Origin of the sequence: Krasilnikovia sp. M28-CT-15 (genome assembly GCF_047159595.1) — a bacterium.
Taxonomy (GTDB): domain Bacteria; phylum Actinomycetota; class Actinomycetes; order Mycobacteriales; family Micromonosporaceae; genus Actinoplanes.
The window spans coordinates 1,655,999-1,676,827 of sequence record NZ_BAAGAK010000001.1; the positions used below are offsets into that span (position 1 = coordinate 1,655,999).

Below are 20,829 nucleotides of genomic sequence, written 5' to 3' on the forward strand. Positions count from 1 at the left end.
GTCAGATCCCCGGCGCCGACGATGCGCAACAGCGGACCAGCATGGGCTGAATTCTCCTACAGGTAGGGCCCTAGACCGGCGGGGGCTCGATGTCGCATTCGGTCGGCTTCCCCGCCACCGCGGCCGTGACCACCGGGTGCCCTGTGCCTAACGCGCGACGCAGCTGATCGATGCTCTTGTCCAGCAGGCCCCGCGACTCCGGCGAGTCGCGCGACATGAGGATGCCGAGGTTGGTCGCGCAGATCAGGGTGTCCGGATGCTGCTCACCGAGGATCCGCTTCGCGTCCTCCAGCGCCCCGGCCAGCCGGCGCCGGGCGATGTCCTCCTCCCGGGCCAGCACCAGATCGTTGGCCACGCCGACCGTCGCGGCGATGGTGTAGGGATGGTCGGGACCGACGACGTCGCGCAGGGCCTGACAACTGACCTCGCCGATCTGGCGTGCCTGGCGGCGTTCGCCGAGGGCCCGCAGAATGATCGCCTGGTTCGTCGCGGCAGCCAAGGTGAGCGGGTTGCGGTCCCCGAACGTACGGCGATAGCGGTCGACCGCCTCGCTGACGAAGCTGGACGCCTTGTACACCTCGCCGTTCGCGCACAGGGCATTGGCGTACGTCACCTTGGCGGCCAGGGTCAGCTCGTGCTCGGTCCCGAGCGACTCCTGGCAGTGCAGATACAGCTGGCGTCCCTTGTCGAGCGCCTCCGCCAGCCGTCCGGTCTTGCGCAGACCCTGCACGATGGTGCGCGTGGCGGCCAGCAGATGTGGATGCCGCCGCACGAGGCGGCTCTGGTAGGTCGGCCAGATCGACTGCTGCAGGTCCAGTGACGCCGCGTAGTCGCCCAGTCCGTACAGGTCGCGGGCCAGGTTGGACACGGACAGCAGGGTCCGCTGATGATCGGGCCCGACCGCGATGCGCCGCAGACCGGCCAGCTCGGTGTCGATGTCGTGGGCGGCCCGGAAGTCGCCCACCACCCGGAGGCTGACCGCCAGGTTGTTGCGGGCCTGCAGGGTGGCGGTGTGGCTGTCGCCCCGGATCCGCTGGTACGCCTCCACGATCTGCCGGTCCCGGCGCAGGGCGTCCGCATAGCGGCCGAAGACCCGGTCCAGCACGGCCAGCAGGTCGGAGAGCTTCAGGGTGGTGGGGTGGTGGACGCCGTACGCGGGGTGCTCGACGAGCCGCCGCCAGCCCTCGTCGGCCAGCCGGTACGCCTCGCCGTAGCGGCCCAGGTCCTTCAGCGCGGCGGCCAGGCGCTGCAGGGAGGCCAGCGCCTGTTCGTCGTCGGCGGCGCCGTGGCGCGTCCACTGGTCCAGCGCGTCCTTGCTGAGCCGGCGGCTGCCCTCGAAGTCGCCGATTTCGGACAGGTACGTGGCCTGGTCGATCAGCGTCTGGCGGGCGTCGGGATCGGTGGCGTCGACCATCCCGGCCGGGCGCAGGTGGGGGCCGATCCGCCCGTACATGTCCCAGGTCAGGGGTGCGGTGGGGTTGCCGGGATTCGCGGCCGCCAGCAGCCGGCGGGCGTTGGTGTACGCCTGCGCCCGCGCGTCGGCGGGCAACGCGTCGCGGACGATGGCCTGCACCAGCCGGTGCACCTGGAGCGCCTGTCCATCGTCGACGACCTTCACCAGGCCGTACCGGCGCAGCCGCCAGACCGCCTGCTCCAGGGCGTCCGGCAGCTCCAGCAGGCGCCCCAGCGGCGGCGGGATCGGCTGGCTGCCGCTGCGCAGCAGGGTCAGCGAGATCGGCTCGGCGCCGAGACACGAGATCAGCTCCAGCAACTGCGCCGTGCTGGTGGACTCCTTGCGGATCCGCTCCGCGGCGACCGTGACCGCGGTGGCGACCGGGATCCGGTAGTCGCCCGGGGCGGTGGACATCAGCAGGCGCAGCGCGGCCTCCCGCTCGTCCAGCTGCTGCAGGTAGTCCGCCACGGGCGTGCGCGTCGCCGACTGCATGGCGGCCACCTGCTCCAGGGCCAGCGGCAGGTCGCCGAGCCGGGCGGCCAGCTGGTCCGCTTCCTCCCGCATGATCTGGTGCCCGCGGGCACACAGCAGGTCGATGCTCTCCGGGCGGGTGAACACGTCGACCTCCAACGCCCGCCCCTGGCTCAGCCAGGCGGCGTCGCGGGTGGTCACGATGAGATGGCCGCCGGCCTGGGGGAGCAGCGGGACGATCTCGTCGGGGGAGTTGGCGTTGTCGTAGACGATCAGCCACCGGCCGGCGCCGCTTTCCAGCCTTGCCAGCACGGTACGGGCGGTCTGCGCCATGTCGTAACTGGCTGGCCACTCCCGGCGCTCGCCCAGCGTGGCCAGCGCCGCCGTGGCCCGCGACGGGTCCTCGGCGGTGATCCACCACACGATGTCGTACCGCTGGGCGTTGCGGTGCAGGTATTCCACCGCGAGTTGCGACTTTCCCACCCCGGCGAGGCCGTGCAGGATCAGCGGTTGCCAGGGCTCCTCGGCCAGCCGGCCGGAGATCTGGTGGAGCAGATCGCGCCGGCCGGTGAAGGCGTGGTTGCGCTGCGGTGTGATGCCGGGTGGGAGCCCGTCGGGCAGCGCGGGGGCGCTCAGCGTCCCGATGTCGGGTGGCGCGAACTCATCCACCGGTTTCGGCGTCGGCGGGTGGTCCGGCCGCTGACTGTCCACCATGGCCAGCCACAGCGCGTGGAACCTGCGTACCTCTTCTTCCTGGTCCGGGCGGTGCACTGCCATGATGGCGAGCTGGCGGACCACGGACTCCAGCTTGGACCAGCGGACCCGGACGTCACCGCGCAGGATGGAGCCGACGGTCTCGTGGCTGACCGTGTCGGGCATGTGGTTCTGGCGGCGGATCTCGGCGCTGACCCGGCGATACGGCGGTCGTCCGGCGGCTCGGTAGAGCAGTTCCAGTTCCGCCTGGAGCTCCCCATGCGGCACCCGCCACACTCCCTGATCCAGACCGGCCTGTGCCCAGGTGGGCGGCCGGGCCCCCCTCCGCTGACCGCCAACTAGCGTCAATTTGTGTCATGGACAGCATTCCATACCGGCCTGCCTGAAGTAACCACTCGTAAACCTTTGGCAACGGACGGCAGAAAATGATCTCGGGCGTTCCAGGGCCTCCACCATGAAATCAACGGTTCCAGTGTGGAGGGAGAAACCCAGAATGCATTTCCGTGGGGACGAGTGGGCTTTCATCGCGGTGCTGGTCACCGCGATCCTGCTGATCTTCGTGGGGAGGGTCGACCCGGCCGCGGTGACGGCGATCGTCGACCTGGCCGTCGCGTGCCAGACGATCCGCAGCGCCCGGGCGGGCGGATCCGACGGCACGGAGGCCGGGGCGTGACGGGGCCCGGCCGCGGGCGGTCCGGCTGACTACGTCGGCGGTGGCTCGAGGTCACATTCGGCGCGCCGTTGCTCCCGGGCCGCCACGGTTTCGGGGTGATCGACGCCGAGGACCTCGGCGAGGCCGGCCACCGCCCGGTCGAGCAGCGCCCGCCCGGCGGCGTCGTCCCCGTCCGCCATCATGCTCAGCGCGGCGTTGACCTCGCAGGCCAATGTGTACGGATGCCGCTCGCCGCGCGAGGTCCGGGACGTCGTGAGTGCCGTGTCCGACCAGCGCCGGGCGCCGGGCGGGTCGGCGGTGGCGGCGTAGTCGTTCGCCAGACCGCTGATCACACACAGGGTGTAGCCGTGGGTGTCACCCAGGACGGTACGCATCCGTGCGTAGGTGCGCTCGTCCAGCGTCCGGGCCCGGTCGTGCTCGCCCGCGCCGCGCAACACGATCGCGTAGTTCGAGGTCGCCGCCAGCGTCAGCGGATGGTCGTCGCCGAACACGCGCAGGTACCGGTCGACCGCCTCGGCCGCCAGCCCGCGGGCGCGGGTCAGGTCGCCCGTGACCCGCAGGCTGTTCGCGAGCGTCATCGCGGCCGCCAGCAGGTGCTCGTGTTCCTGGCCGTACCGGTTGATCGTGTCCAGGTAGTGCTCCTCGGCGGCGGCGAGCGCCTCCGTGTACCGGCCGACCTTGCGCAGCGTCACGGCCATCGTCCGGCCGGCCAGCAGGACCCACGGATGCCGGGGGCCCAGCTGCTCCCGGAACGGCGAGAGTACGCGCTGCTGCAGGACCAGCGCCTCCGCGTACCGGCCCAGGCCGTAGAGGTCACGGGCCAGGTTCACCTGGGCGAACAGCAGGCGCAGGTCGTTCTCGCTGACGTTGCGTTGCCAGGCGTCGACCGCGTCGGAGTCGATCCGGTATGCGCCGGGGAAGTCGCTGAGCATCCGCAGGTTGACCGCGAGATTGCCCTCCGCGGCCAGCGTCGCCGGATCCTCGGGGCCGAACAGGCGGCGGTACCGGGCAACCGTGTCCTGGTCCGACTCCAGCGCCTCGCGGAACTCACCCGCGACCCGCCGGTTCGGGGCCAGCTCGGTGGCGGCGTCGAGGGTGTACTCGTGGTCGGGCCCGAACTCCGCGCTGTTCTTCAGCCGGTCGAAGGCGTCCTCGATGAGCGTGCGGGCCCGCTCGTTGAAGCCGAGCAGCCGCAGGACGGCGGCGAGGTTGCGGCTTGCGCGCAGCGTCAGCTCGCCGTCCGGGCCGAGGTCCGCCGTGCCCTCGGCCTTCGACCAGGTGCCGACGGCTGTCTCACCCAGCCGGCGGGCACCCTCCAGGTCGCCGATCTGCTGCAGGTAGCGGGCCTGGTCGAGGACGACCCGGCGGGCGTCGATCAGCTCGGAGTCGACCAGGTCGGCCGGGCCGATGTGCGGGCCGATCTCGGCGTGCACCGGCCAGAACTCCTCCACCTCGGGATAGGCCGGGTTGGCGGAGGCGAGCATGCGATGGACGTTCGTCCGGCTGCGCTCGATCGCGTCGGCGTCGAGGACGTCATGCAGGACCAGCTGGAACAGCCGGTGCACCTGCACCCGCTTGTTGGCGTCCACCCGGGCCAGGCCGTACCGGCTGAGCTGGCGGATCGCGCGGTCGAGCTTGATCTGGTCGCTGAGGGCGGCCTTCAGCGCGGGGGAGACGCGCGCGTCGCGGCCCCGGCGCATCAGCCCGCCCGAGATCGGCTCGGCGCCCAGCCGCGCGAACAGTTCGAGCAGCTCGGCCGTCGCGGGCGCAGCGGAGCGCAGCTGGTCCAGGGCGAGCTTCACCAGCGCCGCGATGGTCGTCCGATACGAGTCCTGCTGGCCGGGGGCCAGCTGCCGGACCCGTACGTCCAGCTCGGCCAGGTATTCGTCCACGGGCATGCCGGTGGCGGACTGGCACGAGGCGGCCTGGTCCAGGGCGAGTGGCAGGTCGCCCAGGCGGGCCGCCAGCCGTTCGGCGTCGGCCGTCGAGACGTCGATGCTGCGCTTCTGGACCAGCTCGATGCTCTCCGGCCGGTCGAACACGTCGACCTCGATGGGGTCCCAGACCTCCGACCAGGTCTGGTTGCGCGAGGTCAGGATGACGTGGCCGCCGCCCTCGGGGATCAGGTTGGCGACGTCGTCGGGCTCGTTGGCGTTGTCGTAGATCAGCAGCCAGCGCAGCGAGGAGTGGGCCAGCTGTTCGAGGACCAGGCCCGCGGTGTGCTGGAGATTGGCGGTCTCCGGGGTGCCGAGCCGCCGGCCGAGGTCGCGCAGCGACTGGAGCACCAGGGTCTGGTGCTCGGCCGGGATCCACCACACGACGTCGTAGCGGTCCGCGTACCGGTAGGCGAACTCCACCGCCAGCTGGGTCTTGCCGACGCCGCCCAGCCCGTGCAGGGCGTGCGGAAGGACGGACGCCTTGGATCGTCGGTCGAGCGCGCGTTGGAGGGTGAGCAGCATCGTCTCGCGGCCGGTGAAAGCCGGGTTCCGCAACGGGACGCCGTCCCAGATCCGCAGTGGATCAGGCTGTCCCGCCGTTGATCGGTTGTCCGCCTGCGGCACCGCTACCCGCGGGTCAGTCACCGGGATCCCGCTTCCTAAGCGTTGGGGCCGGACACGGGCGCCCGCGATGTGACGAGACACCCTCCTTCCGGCCATCTTCCGACGGACGCAAAACAGCAGAATCGTAGCATTCGGGCCTGACTTCTCCGGCGATACCGCCGCTTGTCAGGCGAGCGGGGAGGATACGCCCAGGCGCCACGCAAGATCCTCCTCACCGGACCGGCTTGACAAGATCCTCTGCGCTGTCGATCTCCCGATGAATGTCCGGGGGCGTGCCGCTGTGGACAGCCGCCAGTACCCAGCAAATCGTCGCGGGCCAGCCGCCGAGTACCACCGGAACGGATGAGTGTTGTCAGTCTTTGTAAATTCCTGGCAAGTAACGGCCGTCCGCACGGGATGCAGGTCAGCATCGTGCCTAGGGCAGGGCGGCGAACAGCTCGTCCCGCGACGAGACACCGGTCTTGCGGTAGACCGCCTTCAGGTGGTCGTTGACGGTGTGCGGCGACAGGCCCAGGCGCGTCGCGATCTGCTTGCCGGGCAGGCCGAGCCGGGCGTGGTCGAGGACCTTCCGTTCACCCGGGGTGATGTCGTACCAGGCGGCGAGCGTGGGCAGCAGCGTGTCGCCCGGTGCGGGCTGGATCGTGACGACCACCGCGCCGGGCTTCGCGCCGTCGAGGCTCTGGGCCCGCATGGCCAGCCACGCACCGCCGAGCGGGATGTGGGTGAGCGCTTCGCCGCCGTTGCGCCGGGCGGCGTACGCGAGGCTCCACAGGTTGCCGAACACGGCGTCGTCGTCCGCGTCGGGCTGCGGCAGGAGCCGGCTGAGCCAGGCCCGGCCGGTGGCGGCGGTGGCCCGGACGGTGTCGTCCTCCTCGATCACGATCACGGCCGGAGCGGGGTGGTCGCGCAGCGGGCGGGGCCGCTGCCGGGCCACGAACCGTTTCAGCGCGACGGCCAGCGGCGTGGCCAGTCGCTCGGCGGCTTCGGCCTCGGCGGCGGAGAACGCCCGGCAGTCGCGGCCCCGCAGCAGCGTGAGGGTGCCCCAGGTGACCCCGGCATGGGTGAGCGCGACCCGCATCTCACTGCCGAACCCCTCGGCGGCCATGATGTCGTGCAGCCGCTCGCTGCGGCGTTCCTCGAGTGCGCCGGTGCCCAGCACCCCGACGCGCCGGTCGCCGCCGACGAGGCTGGCCAGGCTGTGCAGGTCCTGGCCGCCGTACTCGTTGAGGTCGAGCCGTCGGTAGCTGGCGGGGCCGTAGCCGCCCTCCGCGACGACGAGGCAGCCGACTCCGGTGCAGGGGTCCAGGCCGCGCACCTGGTAGCCGTCGTGCGGCAGCAGGCGCCCGACCTGGTGCGCGAGCCCGGCCCCGAACTCGGCGACGGTGGCCGGCGGTGACGTGGCCAGGGCGCGGATGACGGACTCCACCGAGGTCTTCACATCCCGAGAGTATGGGGCCGCGCCATCCCCATGTCTCGGGATATCCCGGTGCCGCCGCCTCGCCGCAGACTCGGTCGCGGACCTGCACATGATCGAGGGGAAGCAATTCGATGCACATCCACGAGTACGCCCGGTACGACGCGGTCGGACTGCGCGAGCTGATGGCCGCCGGTGAGGTGACGGCGGCCGAGGTGGAGGACGCCGCCCGGCAGGCCCTGGAGGTCGCGAACAAGGAGCTGAACGCTCTGGCGTTGCCGCTGTTCGACGCCGCGCTGGCGCACGCTCCGGACGGGGTGTTCGCCGGTGTGCCGTTCCTGCTCAAGGACGGCGGGCCGATGGCGGCAGGGGTGCCGTTCGCGATGGGCAGTCGCAGCCTGCGCGGCGCGGTGGCCCCGCACGACAGCGAGCTGATGCGCCGGTTCCGGGCCGCCGGTCTGGCCACCCTCGGCGTCACCACGGTGCCGGAGATGTTGCTCAACTTCGCCACCGAGTCCGTCCGGTACGGCACGACCCGCAATCCGTGGGCACTGGACCGGGGCGTGGGTGGCTCCAGTGGCGGCGCCGCTGCGCTCGTGGCGGCGGGGGCCGTACCCGTCGCGCACGCCAACGACGGGGCGGGCTCCATCCGGGTCCCGGCCTCGTGTTGCGGGCTGGTCGGTTTCATGCCGGGCCGCGGCCGGATCTCGTGCGGCCCCGACCTGGGTGAACCGATGTTCGGGATGGCATCCGAGTTCGCGCTGACCCGCAGCGTCCGGGACACCGCGCACCTGCTCGACGCGGTGCACGGGCCGGGCGTCGGCGACAAGTACACCGCGCCGCCGCCACGGCGCCGCTACGCCGAGGAACTCACGGCCGACCCGGGGCGGCTGCGGGTCGCGGTCACCACGACGGCGTGGTCCGGGGTGCCGGTGGACCCGCAGGTGGCCGCAGCGGCCGAGCGGGTGGCGCGGGTGCTGGAGGGAATGGGACACGACGTGGTCGACGCCAGCCCGGTGGTCGACTGGGACGCCGCCGTACTGGCGGTCCGCGCGGAGATGATGGCCATCGCCGCCACGTTCCTGCTGGGTCCGCGGCCACCGGCGCCGGAGCTGCTGGAGGCGGTGTCCCGGCGGGCCCTTGCGGAGCTGCGCGACCTGAGTGCCCTGGGCCTGTTGGCCCGGTTGGACGCGCAGAACCGGGTGAGCCGGTCGGTCGGCGCGTTCTTCACCGGGTACGACCTGCTGGTCACGCCGACGCTGGCGCAACTGCCCGCGCCGCACGGCACGTTGCGGTACGACGACCCGGAGCACACCGCCGCGGGCTGGCTGGACACGCTGTTCGCGTACGGGCCGTTCACCTCGCTGTTCAACGTCACCGGTCAACCCGCGGTGAGTCTGCCGCTCGGCCACAGCGCGGAGCAACTGCCCATCGGGGTGCAGCTGGTCGCCGGGTACGGCCGGGAAGACCGGCTGATCCGGGTCGCCGCCCGCCTCGAGGAGGCGATGCCCTGGCGGGACCGGACGCCGCCCGGGTTCGTCGGTGATTCGTGCCCGGATGTCCCGGTCGCATAGTCACTTTATTTACTATGCAATTCGTTGTATGGTCCCCGTCATGGACGAGGGCGCGAACCGGTATCCGACGCTGCTGAGCCCGTTGGATCTCGGCCACACGGTGCTGCGCAACCGGGTGGTGATGGGCTCGATGCACACCAAGCTGGAGGACCGGGCCCGGGACCTGCCGAAACTGGCCGCGTTCTTCGCCGAACGCGCCCGCGGCGGCGTCGCCCTCATGGTGACCGGCGGCTATGCGCCGACGTGGCGGGGCTGGCTGGCGCCGTTCGGCAGCCAGATGACCCGGGACCGTCACGCCGGCGCCCACCGCGTCGTCACCGACGCGGTGCACGAGCACGACGGGAAGATCCTGCTGCAGCTGCTGCACGCGGGGCGGTACTCGTACCACCCGTTCAGCCTGGGCGCGTCGAGCCGGAAATCGCCGATCACGCCGTTCCGGCCGCGGGCCATGACCACCCGGCAGGTCGACCGTACGGCGACCGCGTTCGCCCGGGCCGCGCAGCTGGCCCGGCGCGCCGGATACGACGGCGTCGAGATCATGGGCTCCGAGGGGTATCTGATCAATCAGTTCCTCGCCGCCCGCACGAACGACCGCACCGACGCGTGGGGCGGCTCGGCGCAGAAGCGGATGCGGTTCCCCCTCGAGATCGTCCGGCGCACCCGGGACCTGGTCGGCGACGACTTCATCGTGCAGTACCGGATCAGCCTGCTCGACCTGGTCGACAACGCGCAGTCGTGGGAGGAGACCGTCGAACTCGCGCGGGGCCTCGAGGCCGCGGGAGTGTCCATCCTGAACACGGGGATCGGCTGGCACGAGGCGCGGGTGCCGACCATCGTGACCTCCGTACCCAACGGAGCCTTCGCCTGGGTGACCGGCAAGGTCCGGCAGGAGGTCTCGATCCCGGTCGTGGCGTCCAACCGCATCAACCGGCCCGAGACCGCCGAGCACATCCTCGCCTCCGGCGAGGCCGACCTCGTGTCGATGGCCCGCCCGCTGCTGGCCGACGCCGACTGGGTCACCAAGACCGCGCAGCGACGCGAACGCGAGATCATCACCTGCATCGCCTGCAACCAGGCGTGCCTGGATCACACGTTCCGCAACCAGCGCGCCACGTGCCTGCTGAACCCGCGCTCCGGGTACGAGACCGAGCTGGTGCTGTTGCCCACCCGTACGGTGAAGAGCATCGCGGTGGTCGGTGCCGGACCGGCCGGTCTCGCCGCCGCGATCGAGCTGGCGGGTCGCGGTCACCGGGTGGAACTGTTCGAGGCCGCCGACACGATCGGAGGCCAGTTCCGGCTGGCCGCGCGGATTCCCGGCAAGGAGGAGTTCGCCCGCACGCTCGACTACTACCGCCACATGATCGACGTGCGCGGGGTCACCCTGCGCCTGGGTGTGCGCCCCACCGTGGACGACCTGGCCGGATTCGACGAGGTCGTCATCGCCACCGGCGTGCGGCCGCGGGTGCCCGACATCCCGGGCGTCGACCATCCGAAGGTCCTGACCTACCAGCAGGTCGTCGGCGAGGGTGCCGCCGTCGGTGACCGGGTGGCGATCATCGGCGCCGGTGGCATCGGCTTCGACATCGGCGAGTTCCTGCTCCACGAGCCGAACGAGCCACTCGACCACTGGCTGCGCCGGTGGGGCGTCACCGACCCGGAGAACGCCCGCGGCGGCCTGACCGAGAAGGTGACCGCCACCCCGCGCCGGCAGGTGTACCTGTTGCAGCGCAAGGCGTCCGCGCTCGGCAAGGGCCTGGGCAAGACCACCGGCTGGGTGCACCGCACCACGCTGCAGGACTCCGGGGTCACGATGCTGCGCGCGGTGGAGTACGTCCGCATCGACGACGAGGGGCTGCACATCTCCACCCCCGCCGATCCGCGCGACGCCAAGTCCCCCCGCGAGACCCGCGTCCTGCCCGTGGACACCGTGCTGCTCTGTGCCGGGCAGACCTCCGTCCGTGACCTGGTCGCTCCGCTGCAGGAACGCGGTGCCCGGGTGCACGTCATCGGCGGCGCCGACGTCGCCGCCGAACTCGACGCCAAACGCGCGATCAAGCAGGCCACCGAACTCGCCGCGCGGCTCTGAGCCCGTCTGTCAATCGAGCCCGTCCGTCAATCGAGCCCGTCCGTCAATCGTGGAGCCCGACATGGAACGCACCGCACCCCGCACGACGTTCGTGACCACGCGCGTGGAGGACGGCATCGCGCAGGTCCGCCTCGACCGGCCCGACAAGCTCAACGCGCTCACCCTCGACACCCTGGACGATCTGATCCGTACGGCGCGCTGGTTGCGTCACGACCGGACCCTGCGCGCCGTCGTCATCGCCGGTGAAGGCGCGTCGTTCTGCTCGGGCCTGGACTTCGCGACGGTGTTGCGTACGCCCGGTCGCATCGTCCGATCGTTCCTTCCCGCGCCCTGGCGCGGAACGAACCGGTTCCAGGAAGCGTGCTGGGCGTGGCGGCGCATCCCGGTGCCGGTCATCGCGGCGGTGCACGGCCACTGCTACGGCGGCGGCCTGCAGATCGCGCTGAGTGCGGACCTGCGGTTCGCGACCCCAGACTCGGCGTGGTCGGTGCTGGAAGGCAAGTGGGGCATCATCCCCGACATGAGCGGCATCCGCAGCCTGACCGAGGTCGTCGGCGTCGATGTCGCCAAACGGCTCACCATGACCGCCGAGGAGATCGACGGCACCGAAGCGCAGCGCCTCGGTCTGGTCACCGAGATCCACCCCGACCCCGTGCAGGCCGCGGTGGACTTCGCCGACCGGCTGCGGACCAAGTCGCCCGACGCGATCGCGGCCGCCAAGCGGTTGCTCAACGGCGCGCTCACCAGCAGCGCCCGCCGCACCTTCGCCCGGGAACGACGCGAACAACTCAGGCTGCTGCGCCTGCCGAACACCGGCATCGCCCGCAAGGCCGCCGCCGGGAAAGGCGCACCCGCGTTCCAGCCGCGCACCCGATGAGGCGACCTGCCGGGCCGGTACCCGCCCGTAGGATGTGATCGTGGCACTGCGGAATGCATTACTTGCGGCCCTGATCGACCACGAGTCGTCCGGGTACGACCTCGCCAAGAGGTTCCGCGGCTCGGTAGCCAACTTCTGGACCACGACTCCGCAGCAGCTCTACCGGGAACTCGAAAGACTGGAAGCGGACGGGCTGCTGTCGGCGCGTCTCGTCAAGCAGTCCACGCGGCCCGACAAGCGCCTCTACTCCGTCACCGACGCCGGGCGGGCCGCGCTGCGGGACTTCACCCGCCGCGACCCGAAGCCGACCACCATCCGCGACGAGCTTCTCATCCAGGTGGAGGCGCTCGCCCACGCCGACGTCCCCAGCCTGAAGGCATCGATTCAGTCCAGCATCGAAGCGAGCCGGAACCGGCTGGCGGGATACGAACGTACCCTCGCCGAGATCCTCGGTGATCGCACCGACGATGAGTTCATCGCCACCGGCAGCAGGATCGGGCCGTATCTGACCCTGCACCGCGGGATCGCGTTCGAGAAGGAGAACATCGCCTGGGGGCAACGGGCGCTCGACGTCCTCGCCCGGCGCCATCCGGGCGGGTAGACGCTCTGCTGGCGATGGTGTTCGCCGCCGGGTGGATCAGGACCGCAGCGCACCCATCGCCAGTGCGGCCGGGGACAGACCGGCCGAATCGTGAAGCGACCATGGCTTGGCCACCGAGTCATGCCTCCGTACGGTTCGTCCTACGGATAGCGAACATCTTGGGCGCGACCCGAACTATCCGGTTCGGATGATCATCTCATCCACTCTCATGCATCTGGGTGATGGTCGTCACAGCGATTCCCACGCATCATTTTGGACGCCGACCATCGCTCGGGTCTTCTCCTGCACGAACCGGGTCGTCCGCCTCGGTTCCGGATCGGAGGAGCCATGACGGAATGGATGTACCTCATGGGGGCAGTGGTCGGGCTCCTGCGGGCTGTCGGCTCGCTCATCGAGCACGTTCAGATTCGCCGCACAGCCAAGGGAATCATGCGATCACTCACGACCACGGGTAGCAATGACGTGGAGATCCGCAGCCCTCGAGGGTTGACAGTGCGGATTCGGACCGGCGAAGCGGCTGGGCCGCCGCTGGAGGAGCGGTGACCCAGGACATCACCTGTGCCCCAGCCGCGGACGGGGGTGAGGCCGACCCACCTGATTCCCGAGCGACAGAGTTCGAGAGGTTCTACCGGGACAACATCATCAGGTTGATCACGGTAGCGACCCACATGTTTGGCCAGGACGCTCAAGATCTGACACACGAAGCCATGGCCACCGCGTTCCAGAACTGGCACAAGTTGGCATCGCGCACCCCGGGCGAACGCTTCAACTATGTCAAGCAGGCCATCATCTGGAAGGGCGTGCGGTTGCAGGACCGGGAAGCCAATCTCCGCCCGCGGCTGAGGAAGCTGCTCACCCCCGGTGAACAGGAGCCCGTCGAATCCCGCGTGATCAGTGCTGAGGGGGCTCTGGAGCTGCTCCAACATCTGCCGAGCAGACAGCGCGTTGCACTGATTCTCACGTCCGAGGGGTACACGGCAAAGGAGATCTCGAAGCTGACGGGGGTGTCGCCGTCTACCGTACGTAGCCAGCTGCAACAGGGTCGGGCGACACTAGGGCGACTGCGCCGTGAGAGAGGAGACGAGCGTGCCGACGCATAACAACGAAGACGCTCTGACCCCCTCGGAGCGCGAGTTCCTGAAACTCGCCGGTTGCGGAGCCGAGCAGAAGGTCGCTCGCATGAGTGTCGATGTCGACGCTGGACTCACCGCGATCCGGCAACGACAGGCGGCGACCAGCAGTACCTGCCCGCGCCTGGTTCGCACGTGGCTCGGGGAGCGGCTGAGCCGCATCGGAGGCCTCCGGCCCTCCATCCGTTCGCTCGGCTTCGCCTTCTACCGCCCGCTGCCGTCGACGGTCCTGCCTTTGGTCGCGGCACTGGTCGTGATGCTGACGGCCTCTCTGGCCGTGGTCGGAGTGCAGCTTGGCCTCGTGGGCGGTGCGCCGAACCTGACCACCCCGACACCGCCGCCCGCGGCAACGTCACGGTCCACCACGGCCGCGTCGTCCCCTGATCCGGCGCCGACCTTCCCGGTAACCCTGAAGCCGTCCGGCCATGATGGCTCGCCGGAGGTGGAGCCGTACGTCATGAATATGGACCTGATCGACCACAGATCATCGGTCGATCTGGTTGTGGAGAACGGCCAGAGCGAGACGCATCTCCTGGTTGCCGAGTTCGAGAACCGCTGGCAGTACCTGGCGGATATTGCTCCCGGCCGGCACACGGTATCGGTTGACGTGAGCGGCGCCGCCCCCGGTACCTGGGTGTGGTTCCGCGTCGTCTACGCATCCCCGGCCGCAGTTCACACCTGGAAGGCCAACCGCGGCAAATGGCTGCGTTCCCTTCCGGAGGAAACCCAAGTCGTGATCACTCCAGGCCCTTACCAAGTGCACTGACCAACTGGCGGCCCGCTTTCACGAAGGCGCGGGTCCTGGTCACCAGCACAGGCGGCCGTGTTGCGCCACACGCGCCCGGCCGCCTGAGGCTCGCGGCGTCGAGCGGCGCAGTGGGAGTGGTCAGCGGAGGCGGTCGAGCCGGGGGCCGTACAGGTCGGTGGCCACTGTGGTGATGCGCGGTGACCAGACGGCGTGTCCGTGCCGGGACCACAGCGGGATCACGAGCAGGTCGCGCAGCGCGACGTTCTCGGCCAGGCGGTAGCCGCGCAACCGCTCCGCGGGGTCGGGGTGGCGCGCGGCATCCGCGCACAGGCGCTGTACCTCGGGCTGGTCCCGGCCGGCCAGTGGCAGCAGCGCCGGGTACGCGCTGGGATACGCCACGGTCTGCTCGGCGAGGACCATGCCGTCGGCGGGGACGCCGCCGTCCAGCGGGCGCGGCTGCACGGTGAGGTGCAGGGCGCGACCGAGCTGGTCGGCGAGCGCCGCGACCCAACCGGCTTGCGACGGCTGATACCACAGGTGGATCGGGCCGGTGGGTGGGTCGCCGAGGGTGGCACGCGCGGCCACCTCGTCGTGCTGGCAGGCGCGGCACGCGCCGGTGCGCGCGCCCGGGATTCCGGGCGGGACCAGCGCGGTCAGCGGCGACACCTGGTGACCCAGGGGACCGGCGGCCAGACCCGCACGGTCGATTGCCAGCGAGAACGCGTGCCGCACACCCGGATCGGCGAACCGCCGGTCGGTCCGCGCGAACCCGAGGTAGGTGGTGACGCCCTGCGGCCACGCGCCGTGCCGGGCGCCGAAGGCCGTGTCGAGGGCGGCGTGCCGGTCCGGCGGCAGGTCGGTGGCGAGATCGAGGTCGCCGCCGCGGGCCTGGGCGTACTGGGCGGCCGGGGCCAGCACCCGCAGGTCGATGCGCTCCGCCGCGGGCCGTGGCCCAGCGTATCCGGCGAACCGGCGCAGGGTGGCGCCGTGGCCGGGACGCCATGCCCCGTCGAGCCGGTACGGCCCGGTGCCGACCGGGTGGGCGGCGAACCCGGCCCAGTCGCGGGTGGACAGGACCGACTCGGGCAGCGGCTGAAGGGCGGGCGCGGACAGCGCCAGTGGCAGCTCGGCGAACGGCGCCTCCAGGGTCACTTCGAGGGTGTGCTCGTCGGCGATTCGGAGGCCGGGGATCTCGGCGGACCCCGGTCGTGCGCCGCGCACCCGCACGGTGTCACTCAGCAGCCTGGCGCCGGGCCAGCGCTGCGCCAGCCCGGCCTGCCAGGTGCCCGCCACGGCGTGCGCGGTCACCGGCGTACCGTCGTGAAACCGCCATCCCGGGCGCAGCCGGATGGTCCACACCTGCTGGTCCGGGCTGGTCACGGACGCGGCCAGCCGGGGTGTCGGCTGCCCGGCCGGGTCGACCTCGGTCAGCGGGGTCCACAGTGCGCTGACGACCAACCGGCCCGGCGGGTCCTCGACCAGGCCGGGCAGCAGGGTCGACGGCTCGCTGAGCCCCACCGCGAGCGCCGACGAGTCGCCGCGGGTCAGGCCGTAGGTGGCGGTCGCCGTGACCGCCAGCACGGTCACGGTCGCCGCGATCGCCAGGGTGGTGCGCATGCGCGGAGTATTCCAGCCGGCACCGTTGAAACGAAGTGATGGACATCGATATTCTGGTCCGGCTGGTTGCCCGCTCAACGAGGAGAGTGACCATGTTGGTGACGCGATGGTGGCAACCGGCGCTCGTCCCGGCGGTGGTCGCGGCCCTGCTGCTGACCGGCACGCCTGCCCAGGCATGCAACCCCGACGACCCACCCCACGGCGGGTCCGCGGCTCATCACCACCAGGCGAGCGCCGCGGAGCACCACCATCACCAGCCCGCGACCGGGGCCAGCAGCAACGTCGAGCTGCTCGGCACGGTGGCCACGGCCACCGGTGCCATTTCGATCAACTTCCTGACGTACGGGGACGGCCGCGACGTCATGCTGGTGACCGGCACGTTCGGGTTGCGGTCGTACGACCTCGCCGATCCGGCGAATCCGCGGCTGCTCGGCGAGTTCGCGCTGCCCGGCATGTGGCAGACCGAGAACACCGAGGTCGACCCGGTCCGCAAGCTGGTCTTCCTGGCCCGCGACCCGCGCGCGTTCGCCGGTGACGTCGCCACCGGCGAGTCCGGGGTCTACATCGTCGACGCCGGCCGCCCCGACCAGCTGCGCCAGCTCAGCTACGTCCAGGTGCCGGCGGGGCACACCACGAGCTGCATCAACCGCTGCCGGTACCTGTGGACCGGCGGCCCGGCCAAGTCCAGCACGATGCCCGCCGACTGGGGCGGCCGCCCGATCTGGGTCACCGACGTGCGCGACCCGAGCCATCCGGTGGTCTTCGCCGACCCCATCTACCTGGCCCGCAACGACGGCAAGACCGACTACGCGCACGACGTGCAGGTCGACGCGGCCGGAGTGGCGTGGGTGTCCGGGCGCGGCGGGGTCCGCGGCTACTGGACCGAGGGGCGGCGGTGGGATCCGGTGCGCCGCCAGACCCGCACCGCCACCGCCACCGACCCCGTGCCGTACGCCGGGGGCGGCATCGCCGAGACGGCCGCCCCGTCGCGGTTCATGCACAACAGCCACCGCCCGGTGGGGGCGCGCTGGCCGGACGGCGGGTGGCGCTTCGGCGACCTCATCTACGTCACCGAGGAGAGCTTCCAGGCGGGCTGTGCCGCGGACGGGGTCCTGGTCATCGCGTCGCTGACCGGGTCCTACCAGGGCCAGTCGTGGCGCTCCACACCCGAGCAGCCGTTCCGGCTGGCCACCGTGGGCACGTGGAGCGTCGCGGGCCAGGAGGGCAGCGACCCGGTCAGCGAGGACTGTTCGGCGCACTACTTCGACGTACACGGCCACGTGCTCGTCCAGTCCTTCTACGCGCAGGGGACCCGGTTCATCGACGTGTCCGACCCGACCAACCCGACGCAGATCGCGTACCACCGGCCGGCGGACGCCCGGGCGTGGGCGCCGTTCTGGCACAACGGCCTCGTGTACGTCGCGGACAACACCCGCGGCGTCGACATCCTGCGGCTCGCCAGCCCCTAGCGGGCCCGGTCATCGGGGACACCGCAGATCGTCGGCGGGCAGGTCGCCCGTGGTGAGATAGGCGTTCACGGCCGCGTCGACGCACTCGGAGCCGCGGAACAGGTAGGCACCGTGGTCGCGGACACCCTCCAGGGTGATCATGCGGGAGCCGCCCAGGGCCCGGTGCATCGCCTGACCCATCTCCAGAACCGCATTGACGTCACCGGCGGCCTGGACGACCAGGGCCGGTACCTCGTTGCGGATCCGGATCGGCTGTTCGCGCGGCGGCTCCGGCCAGAACGCGCACGGCGTGATGGTGGCGCCCAGCGGGCCGAACAGGGGTGCCTTGGCACGCGCGGTCTCGACGGCGCGCCAGTACCCCTCGACGTCGCGCGACACCGGCGAGTCCCCGCACAGCACGGCGGTCGCCGCGCTGCGCTGCGCGGAGTCCCGGCCGGTCAGGTGCCCCGCCAGCGTGGTGGCGAGCGCCGGTGTCGGCTCGGCGCGCCCGGTGTCGGCAGCCCGCGCCAGTACCTGGACGGTGGCCGCCAGTTCGCTGGCGGTCTTCTCACGGTCGTCGACCAGCAGGTTGGAGATCACACCGGGGATGACGGTGTCGTCGACCCGGTAGCGGCCCACCCGCAGCGGTCGGCGGGCGGCGGCCAGATAGACCCGGTTGACCGTGCCGAGCACCTGCTCAGTCGTCGACCCGAGGTGCCACTGGTCGTCATTCGCCGCGGCCTGTGCGGCCCACTCCCGCAACGCCGCCTCCCGGCGCGCGGCCACCGTGGGCTCGGACAGGACGGTCACCCCGGGCCGGTCCGGATCGATGGTGCTGTCGAGCACGATCCGCCCGGCCCGCCGCGGGAACCGCTGCAGGTACTGCGCGCCCAGGTAACTGCCCTGCGAGTAGCCGACGAACGACAGCTTCGGCGCGCCGAGCGCGGCCCGGATGACGTCCATGTCCCGGGCGGCGTTGGCCGCCGACGCGTGCGCGAGAACGCCGGCGTTGGTCCGGCCGCACCGGCGGGCCAGGTCCTTCGACAGCCTGACCATCCGGTCGAAGCTCGCCCGGCCGGCACCCGCCGAGCGCGGCAGCCAGCTGGCCCGCCAGCCGCAGTCGATCGGCGTGCTGCGGCCGGAGAAGCGGATGTCCATGCCGATGATGTCGAAGCCGGCCCCGGTCGCCCCCATCGATTCCCGGGCCTGCGGCACGGCGGAGAGCACCGGGTTCGCCGGGCCGCCCAGGTTGACGATCAGCGGACCGGCGTAGTGGGCCGGATCGGTGGCCTTGCTCCGGGCGATCGCGACCGTGATGGTGCGTCCGCCGGGGCGGCCGTAGTCCAGCGGCACACGGATGTCCGCGCACCGCACCCCGGCGTCATCCAGCGCGCGACCGTCAGTGTCGTCGGCAGCCCGCCGGCACTTCCTCCAATCGACGCGCTGATGGTGGAACCGCGCGAGCCCCTCCCCGGCCTGGTCGGTGTCACCGCGCTGGTGGGTGGCGGCGACCGCATGCCCACGCTGGTCAGCGGCGGGCTGAGGCTGACCGGCGCGGTCCTGTGTCGTACCGGCCTGTGTCGTACCGGCAAGGGCGGCGGGAACCACCGCGAGTCCCGCCGTGGTGGCCAGCACCGCGGCCAGCACGGTGCTCTTTCGTGACCGTGTCATCAGGTCCTCCTGAATCGATGGGGTGGATGGTTCAGACGTCGCGGCGGCGCAGTTGCCAGGCGGCGAGCCCGAGCACGACGGCGGTGTAGAGGCAGAACAAACCGAACCCGGTCCACGGGCCGAGGGTGTCCGGGTCGGGGTGGGTGCTCGTGAGGGCCGCCCCGGCCGGGGTCGGCAGGTACCGGTAGACCGTGTCCGCCACCGACTCCGGCAGCATCCCGAGGACGAGTTGCGGCGCGAACAGCAGCCCGAACAGGGCGGAGATCCCGGCCGCGGTGTTGCGCAGCAGCGCGCCCAGACCGAGGCCGAGCAGACCCACCGCGGTCAGGAACCACGCGCTGCCGAACACGGCCCGCATCACGCCGGGCTCGCCCAGGCCGGTGTCCAGATGCTCGGCGGACAACACCGACTGCCCCGCGAAGAACGCCACCGCGACGGCGGGCACCGCCAGCACGACGGTGGTGAGGCCGAACGTGACCGCCTTGCCCCACAACATCGGCAGGCGGGCCGGCACCGCCGCGAGACTCACCCGGATCGAGCCGGTGGCGTACTCGCCGGTGAAGAACAGCACGCCCAGGACACCGATCGCGAATGGCGCCAGTTGGACACCCGCGAGACTGACCGCGGCCGAGTCGAAGGTGGACGGGTCCGCGGGTGGGCGGGCGGCACGCAGCGCCGCGTACCCCACCCCGACCCCGACCACGAGCGCGACCGTGGCCGCCAGGCACCAGACCGTGGACGCCAGCGAGCGCAACTTCGTCCACTCCGAGCCGATGACGCGTACCTGGGTCACCCGCTGCGCTGTGGCGGGACGGGCGAGATGCCTCATGACAACACTCCAGTGGTGTTCGCGCGGTACTCGACCGCGTCGCGGGTCAGGTCGACGAAGGCCTCTTCCAGCGAGGCCTGTTCGGCAGTGAGTTCGAGCAGCGTGATGCGGGCCGCACCGGCGATCCGGCCGATCCGGTCGGTGGTCGACCCCGACACGGTCAGCGCCTCGCCCCCGTCGAACGAGACGTCGACCCCGGGCCCGGACAACCGGGCGGCGAGTGCCTCGGGGTGGGTGGTGCGGACCCGCACCACGCTGCGGCTGCGGGTGCGGAGGAACTCCGCCATGCCGGTGTCGGCGATCAGGCGGCCCTGGCCGATGACGATGAGGTGCTCGGCCGTCAGCGCCATCTCGCTCATCAGGTGTGAGGAGACGAAAACGGTCCGGCCCTCGGCGGCGAGGCCCTGCAGCAGCGTGCGCACCCACCGGATGCCCTCGGTGTCGAGGCCGTTGAGTGGCTCGTCGAGGACGATCGTGTGCGGATCGCCGAGCAGTGCCGTGGCGAGGCCGAGCCGCTGCCCCATCCCGAGCGACAGCCGGCCGGCCCGCCGCCGCGCCGCCCCGGCCAGCCCGACCGCGTCGATGACCTCGTCGACGCGGGAGCGGGGGATGCCGCTGGTGCGGGCCAGTGCCAGCAGATGGTGGAACGCGCTGCGGCCGGGGTGGACCGAGCGGGCCTCCAGCAGCGCGCCGACCTCGCGCAGCGGCGCCGCATGCTCGGCGTACGGCCTGCCGTTCACCAGCACCGAACCGCTGGACGGGGTGTCCAGCCCCAGAATCATCCGCATGGTGGTGGATTTCCCGGCGCCGTTCGGGCCGAGAAAACCGGTGACCATTCCCGGACGTACGGTGAAGGTCAGCCTGTCGACGGCTAGTTTGTCGCCGTATCGCTTGGTCAGGCCGCGTGCCTCGATCATCGTTGTCGCTCCTCGTGTCGTCCCGGCGGCGTTTACGCTGCCAGC

15 protein-coding genes are annotated in these 20,829 nt (G+C 71.4%); 8 read left to right on the plus strand and 7 right to left on the minus strand.

What is annotated here, in order from left to right; all coding sequences use genetic code 11:
• Positions 1–70: 70 nt before the first annotated feature.
• Entirely contained in the window at positions 71–2,905 is a 2,835-nt protein-coding gene (gene fxsT, locus ACMCNO_RS07980; RefSeq protein WP_412748757.1) for an FxSxx-COOH system tetratricopeptide repeat protein, read from the minus strand.
• 226 nt (positions 2,906–3,131) lie between these two features.
• Here fxsT (ACMCNO_RS07980) and ACMCNO_RS07985 point away from each other — a divergent pair, with 226 nt between their 5' ends.
• Positions 3,132–3,311, plus strand: coding sequence for a hypothetical protein (locus tag ACMCNO_RS07985; protein ID WP_412748758.1), 180 nt, complete (start codon positions 3,132–3,134; stop codon positions 3,309–3,311).
• A gap of 29 nt (positions 3,312–3,340) precedes the next feature.
• On the opposite strand, the gene fxsT (ACMCNO_RS07990) is transcribed toward ACMCNO_RS07985, so the two are convergent.
• Positions 3,341–5,893 (minus strand): FxSxx-COOH system tetratricopeptide repeat protein, encoded by a 2,553-nt coding sequence (fxsT, locus tag ACMCNO_RS07990; protein WP_412748759.1) that lies wholly within the window; start codon positions 5,891–5,893, stop codon positions 3,341–3,343.
• A 394-nt stretch (positions 5,894–6,287) separates the two neighbouring features.
• Positions 6,288–7,310, minus strand: coding sequence for a helix-turn-helix transcriptional regulator (locus tag ACMCNO_RS07995; RefSeq protein WP_412748760.1), 1,023 nt, complete (start codon positions 7,308–7,310; stop codon positions 6,288–6,290).
• Between the two features lie 110 nt (positions 7,311–7,420).
• Here ACMCNO_RS07995 and ACMCNO_RS08000 point away from each other — a divergent pair, with 110 nt between their 5' ends.
• The 6 genes from ACMCNO_RS08000 to ACMCNO_RS08025 all read left to right on the plus strand — a co-directional run bounded on the left by ACMCNO_RS08000 (position 7,421) and on the right by ACMCNO_RS08025 (position 14,320).
• Positions 7,421–8,860 (plus strand): amidase, encoded by a 1,440-nt coding sequence (locus ACMCNO_RS08000; RefSeq protein ID WP_412748761.1) that lies wholly within the window; start codon positions 7,421–7,423, stop codon positions 8,858–8,860.
• Between the two features lie 40 nt (positions 8,861–8,900).
• Positions 8,901–10,946, plus strand: a complete 2,046-nt coding sequence (locus tag ACMCNO_RS08005) for an FAD-dependent oxidoreductase (RefSeq protein WP_412748762.1) — start codon at positions 8,901–8,903, stop codon at positions 10,944–10,946.
• A gap of 61 nt (positions 10,947–11,007) precedes the next feature.
• A complete protein-coding gene (locus tag ACMCNO_RS08010; protein WP_412748763.1) occupies positions 11,008–11,823 on the plus strand; it encodes a crotonase/enoyl-CoA hydratase family protein in 816 nt (271 codons plus the stop codon).
• Between the two features lie 40 nt (positions 11,824–11,863).
• Positions 11,864–12,424, plus strand: coding sequence for a PadR family transcriptional regulator (locus ACMCNO_RS08015; RefSeq protein WP_412748764.1), 561 nt, complete (start codon positions 11,864–11,866; stop codon positions 12,422–12,424).
• Between the two features lie 539 nt (positions 12,425–12,963).
• Positions 12,964–13,524, plus strand: a complete 561-nt coding sequence (locus tag ACMCNO_RS08020; protein WP_412748765.1) for an RNA polymerase sigma factor — start codon at positions 12,964–12,966, stop codon at positions 13,522–13,524.
• Positions 13,511–14,320, plus strand: a complete 810-nt coding sequence (locus ACMCNO_RS08025; protein ID WP_412748766.1) for a hypothetical protein — start codon at positions 13,511–13,513, stop codon at positions 14,318–14,320. Before ACMCNO_RS08020 ends, ACMCNO_RS08025 begins: the two co-directional genes overlap by 14 nt.
• Positions 14,321–14,440: 120 nt before the next feature.
• Here ACMCNO_RS08025 and ACMCNO_RS08030 read toward each other — a convergent pair whose 3' ends face one another.
• A complete protein-coding gene (locus tag ACMCNO_RS08030; protein WP_412748767.1) occupies positions 14,441–15,919 on the minus strand; it encodes an ABC transporter substrate-binding protein in 1,479 nt (492 codons plus the stop codon).
• A gap of 92 nt (positions 15,920–16,011) precedes the next feature.
• Between ACMCNO_RS08030 and ACMCNO_RS08035 the strand changes: the two genes are divergently transcribed.
• Positions 16,012–17,388, plus strand: coding sequence for an LVIVD repeat-containing protein (locus ACMCNO_RS08035; protein WP_412748768.1), 1,377 nt, complete (start codon positions 16,012–16,014; stop codon positions 17,386–17,388).
• Positions 17,389–17,397: 9 nt separating this feature from the next.
• Here the strand turns inward: ACMCNO_RS08035 and ACMCNO_RS08040 are convergent, their stop codons facing one another.
• Genes ACMCNO_RS08040 through ACMCNO_RS08050 form a run of 3 tightly spaced genes read right to left on the minus strand, consistent with a single transcriptional unit; the run spans position 17,398 to position 20,784 of the window.
• Positions 17,398–19,038, minus strand: coding sequence for an alpha/beta hydrolase (locus ACMCNO_RS08040; protein WP_412748769.1), 1,641 nt, complete (start codon positions 19,036–19,038; stop codon positions 17,398–17,400).
• A 31-nt stretch (positions 19,039–19,069) separates the two neighbouring features.
• Positions 19,070–19,867 (minus strand): ABC transporter permease subunit, encoded by a 798-nt coding sequence (locus tag ACMCNO_RS08045; protein ID WP_412748770.1) that lies wholly within the window; start codon positions 19,865–19,867, stop codon positions 19,070–19,072.
• Complete coding sequence (locus ACMCNO_RS08050; protein ID WP_412748771.1) at positions 19,864–20,784, minus strand: ATP-binding cassette domain-containing protein; 921 nt, start codon at positions 20,782–20,784, stop codon at positions 19,864–19,866. The genes ACMCNO_RS08045 and ACMCNO_RS08050 overlap by 4 nt, the downstream gene beginning before the upstream one ends.
• Positions 20,785–20,829 lie beyond the last annotated feature (45 nt).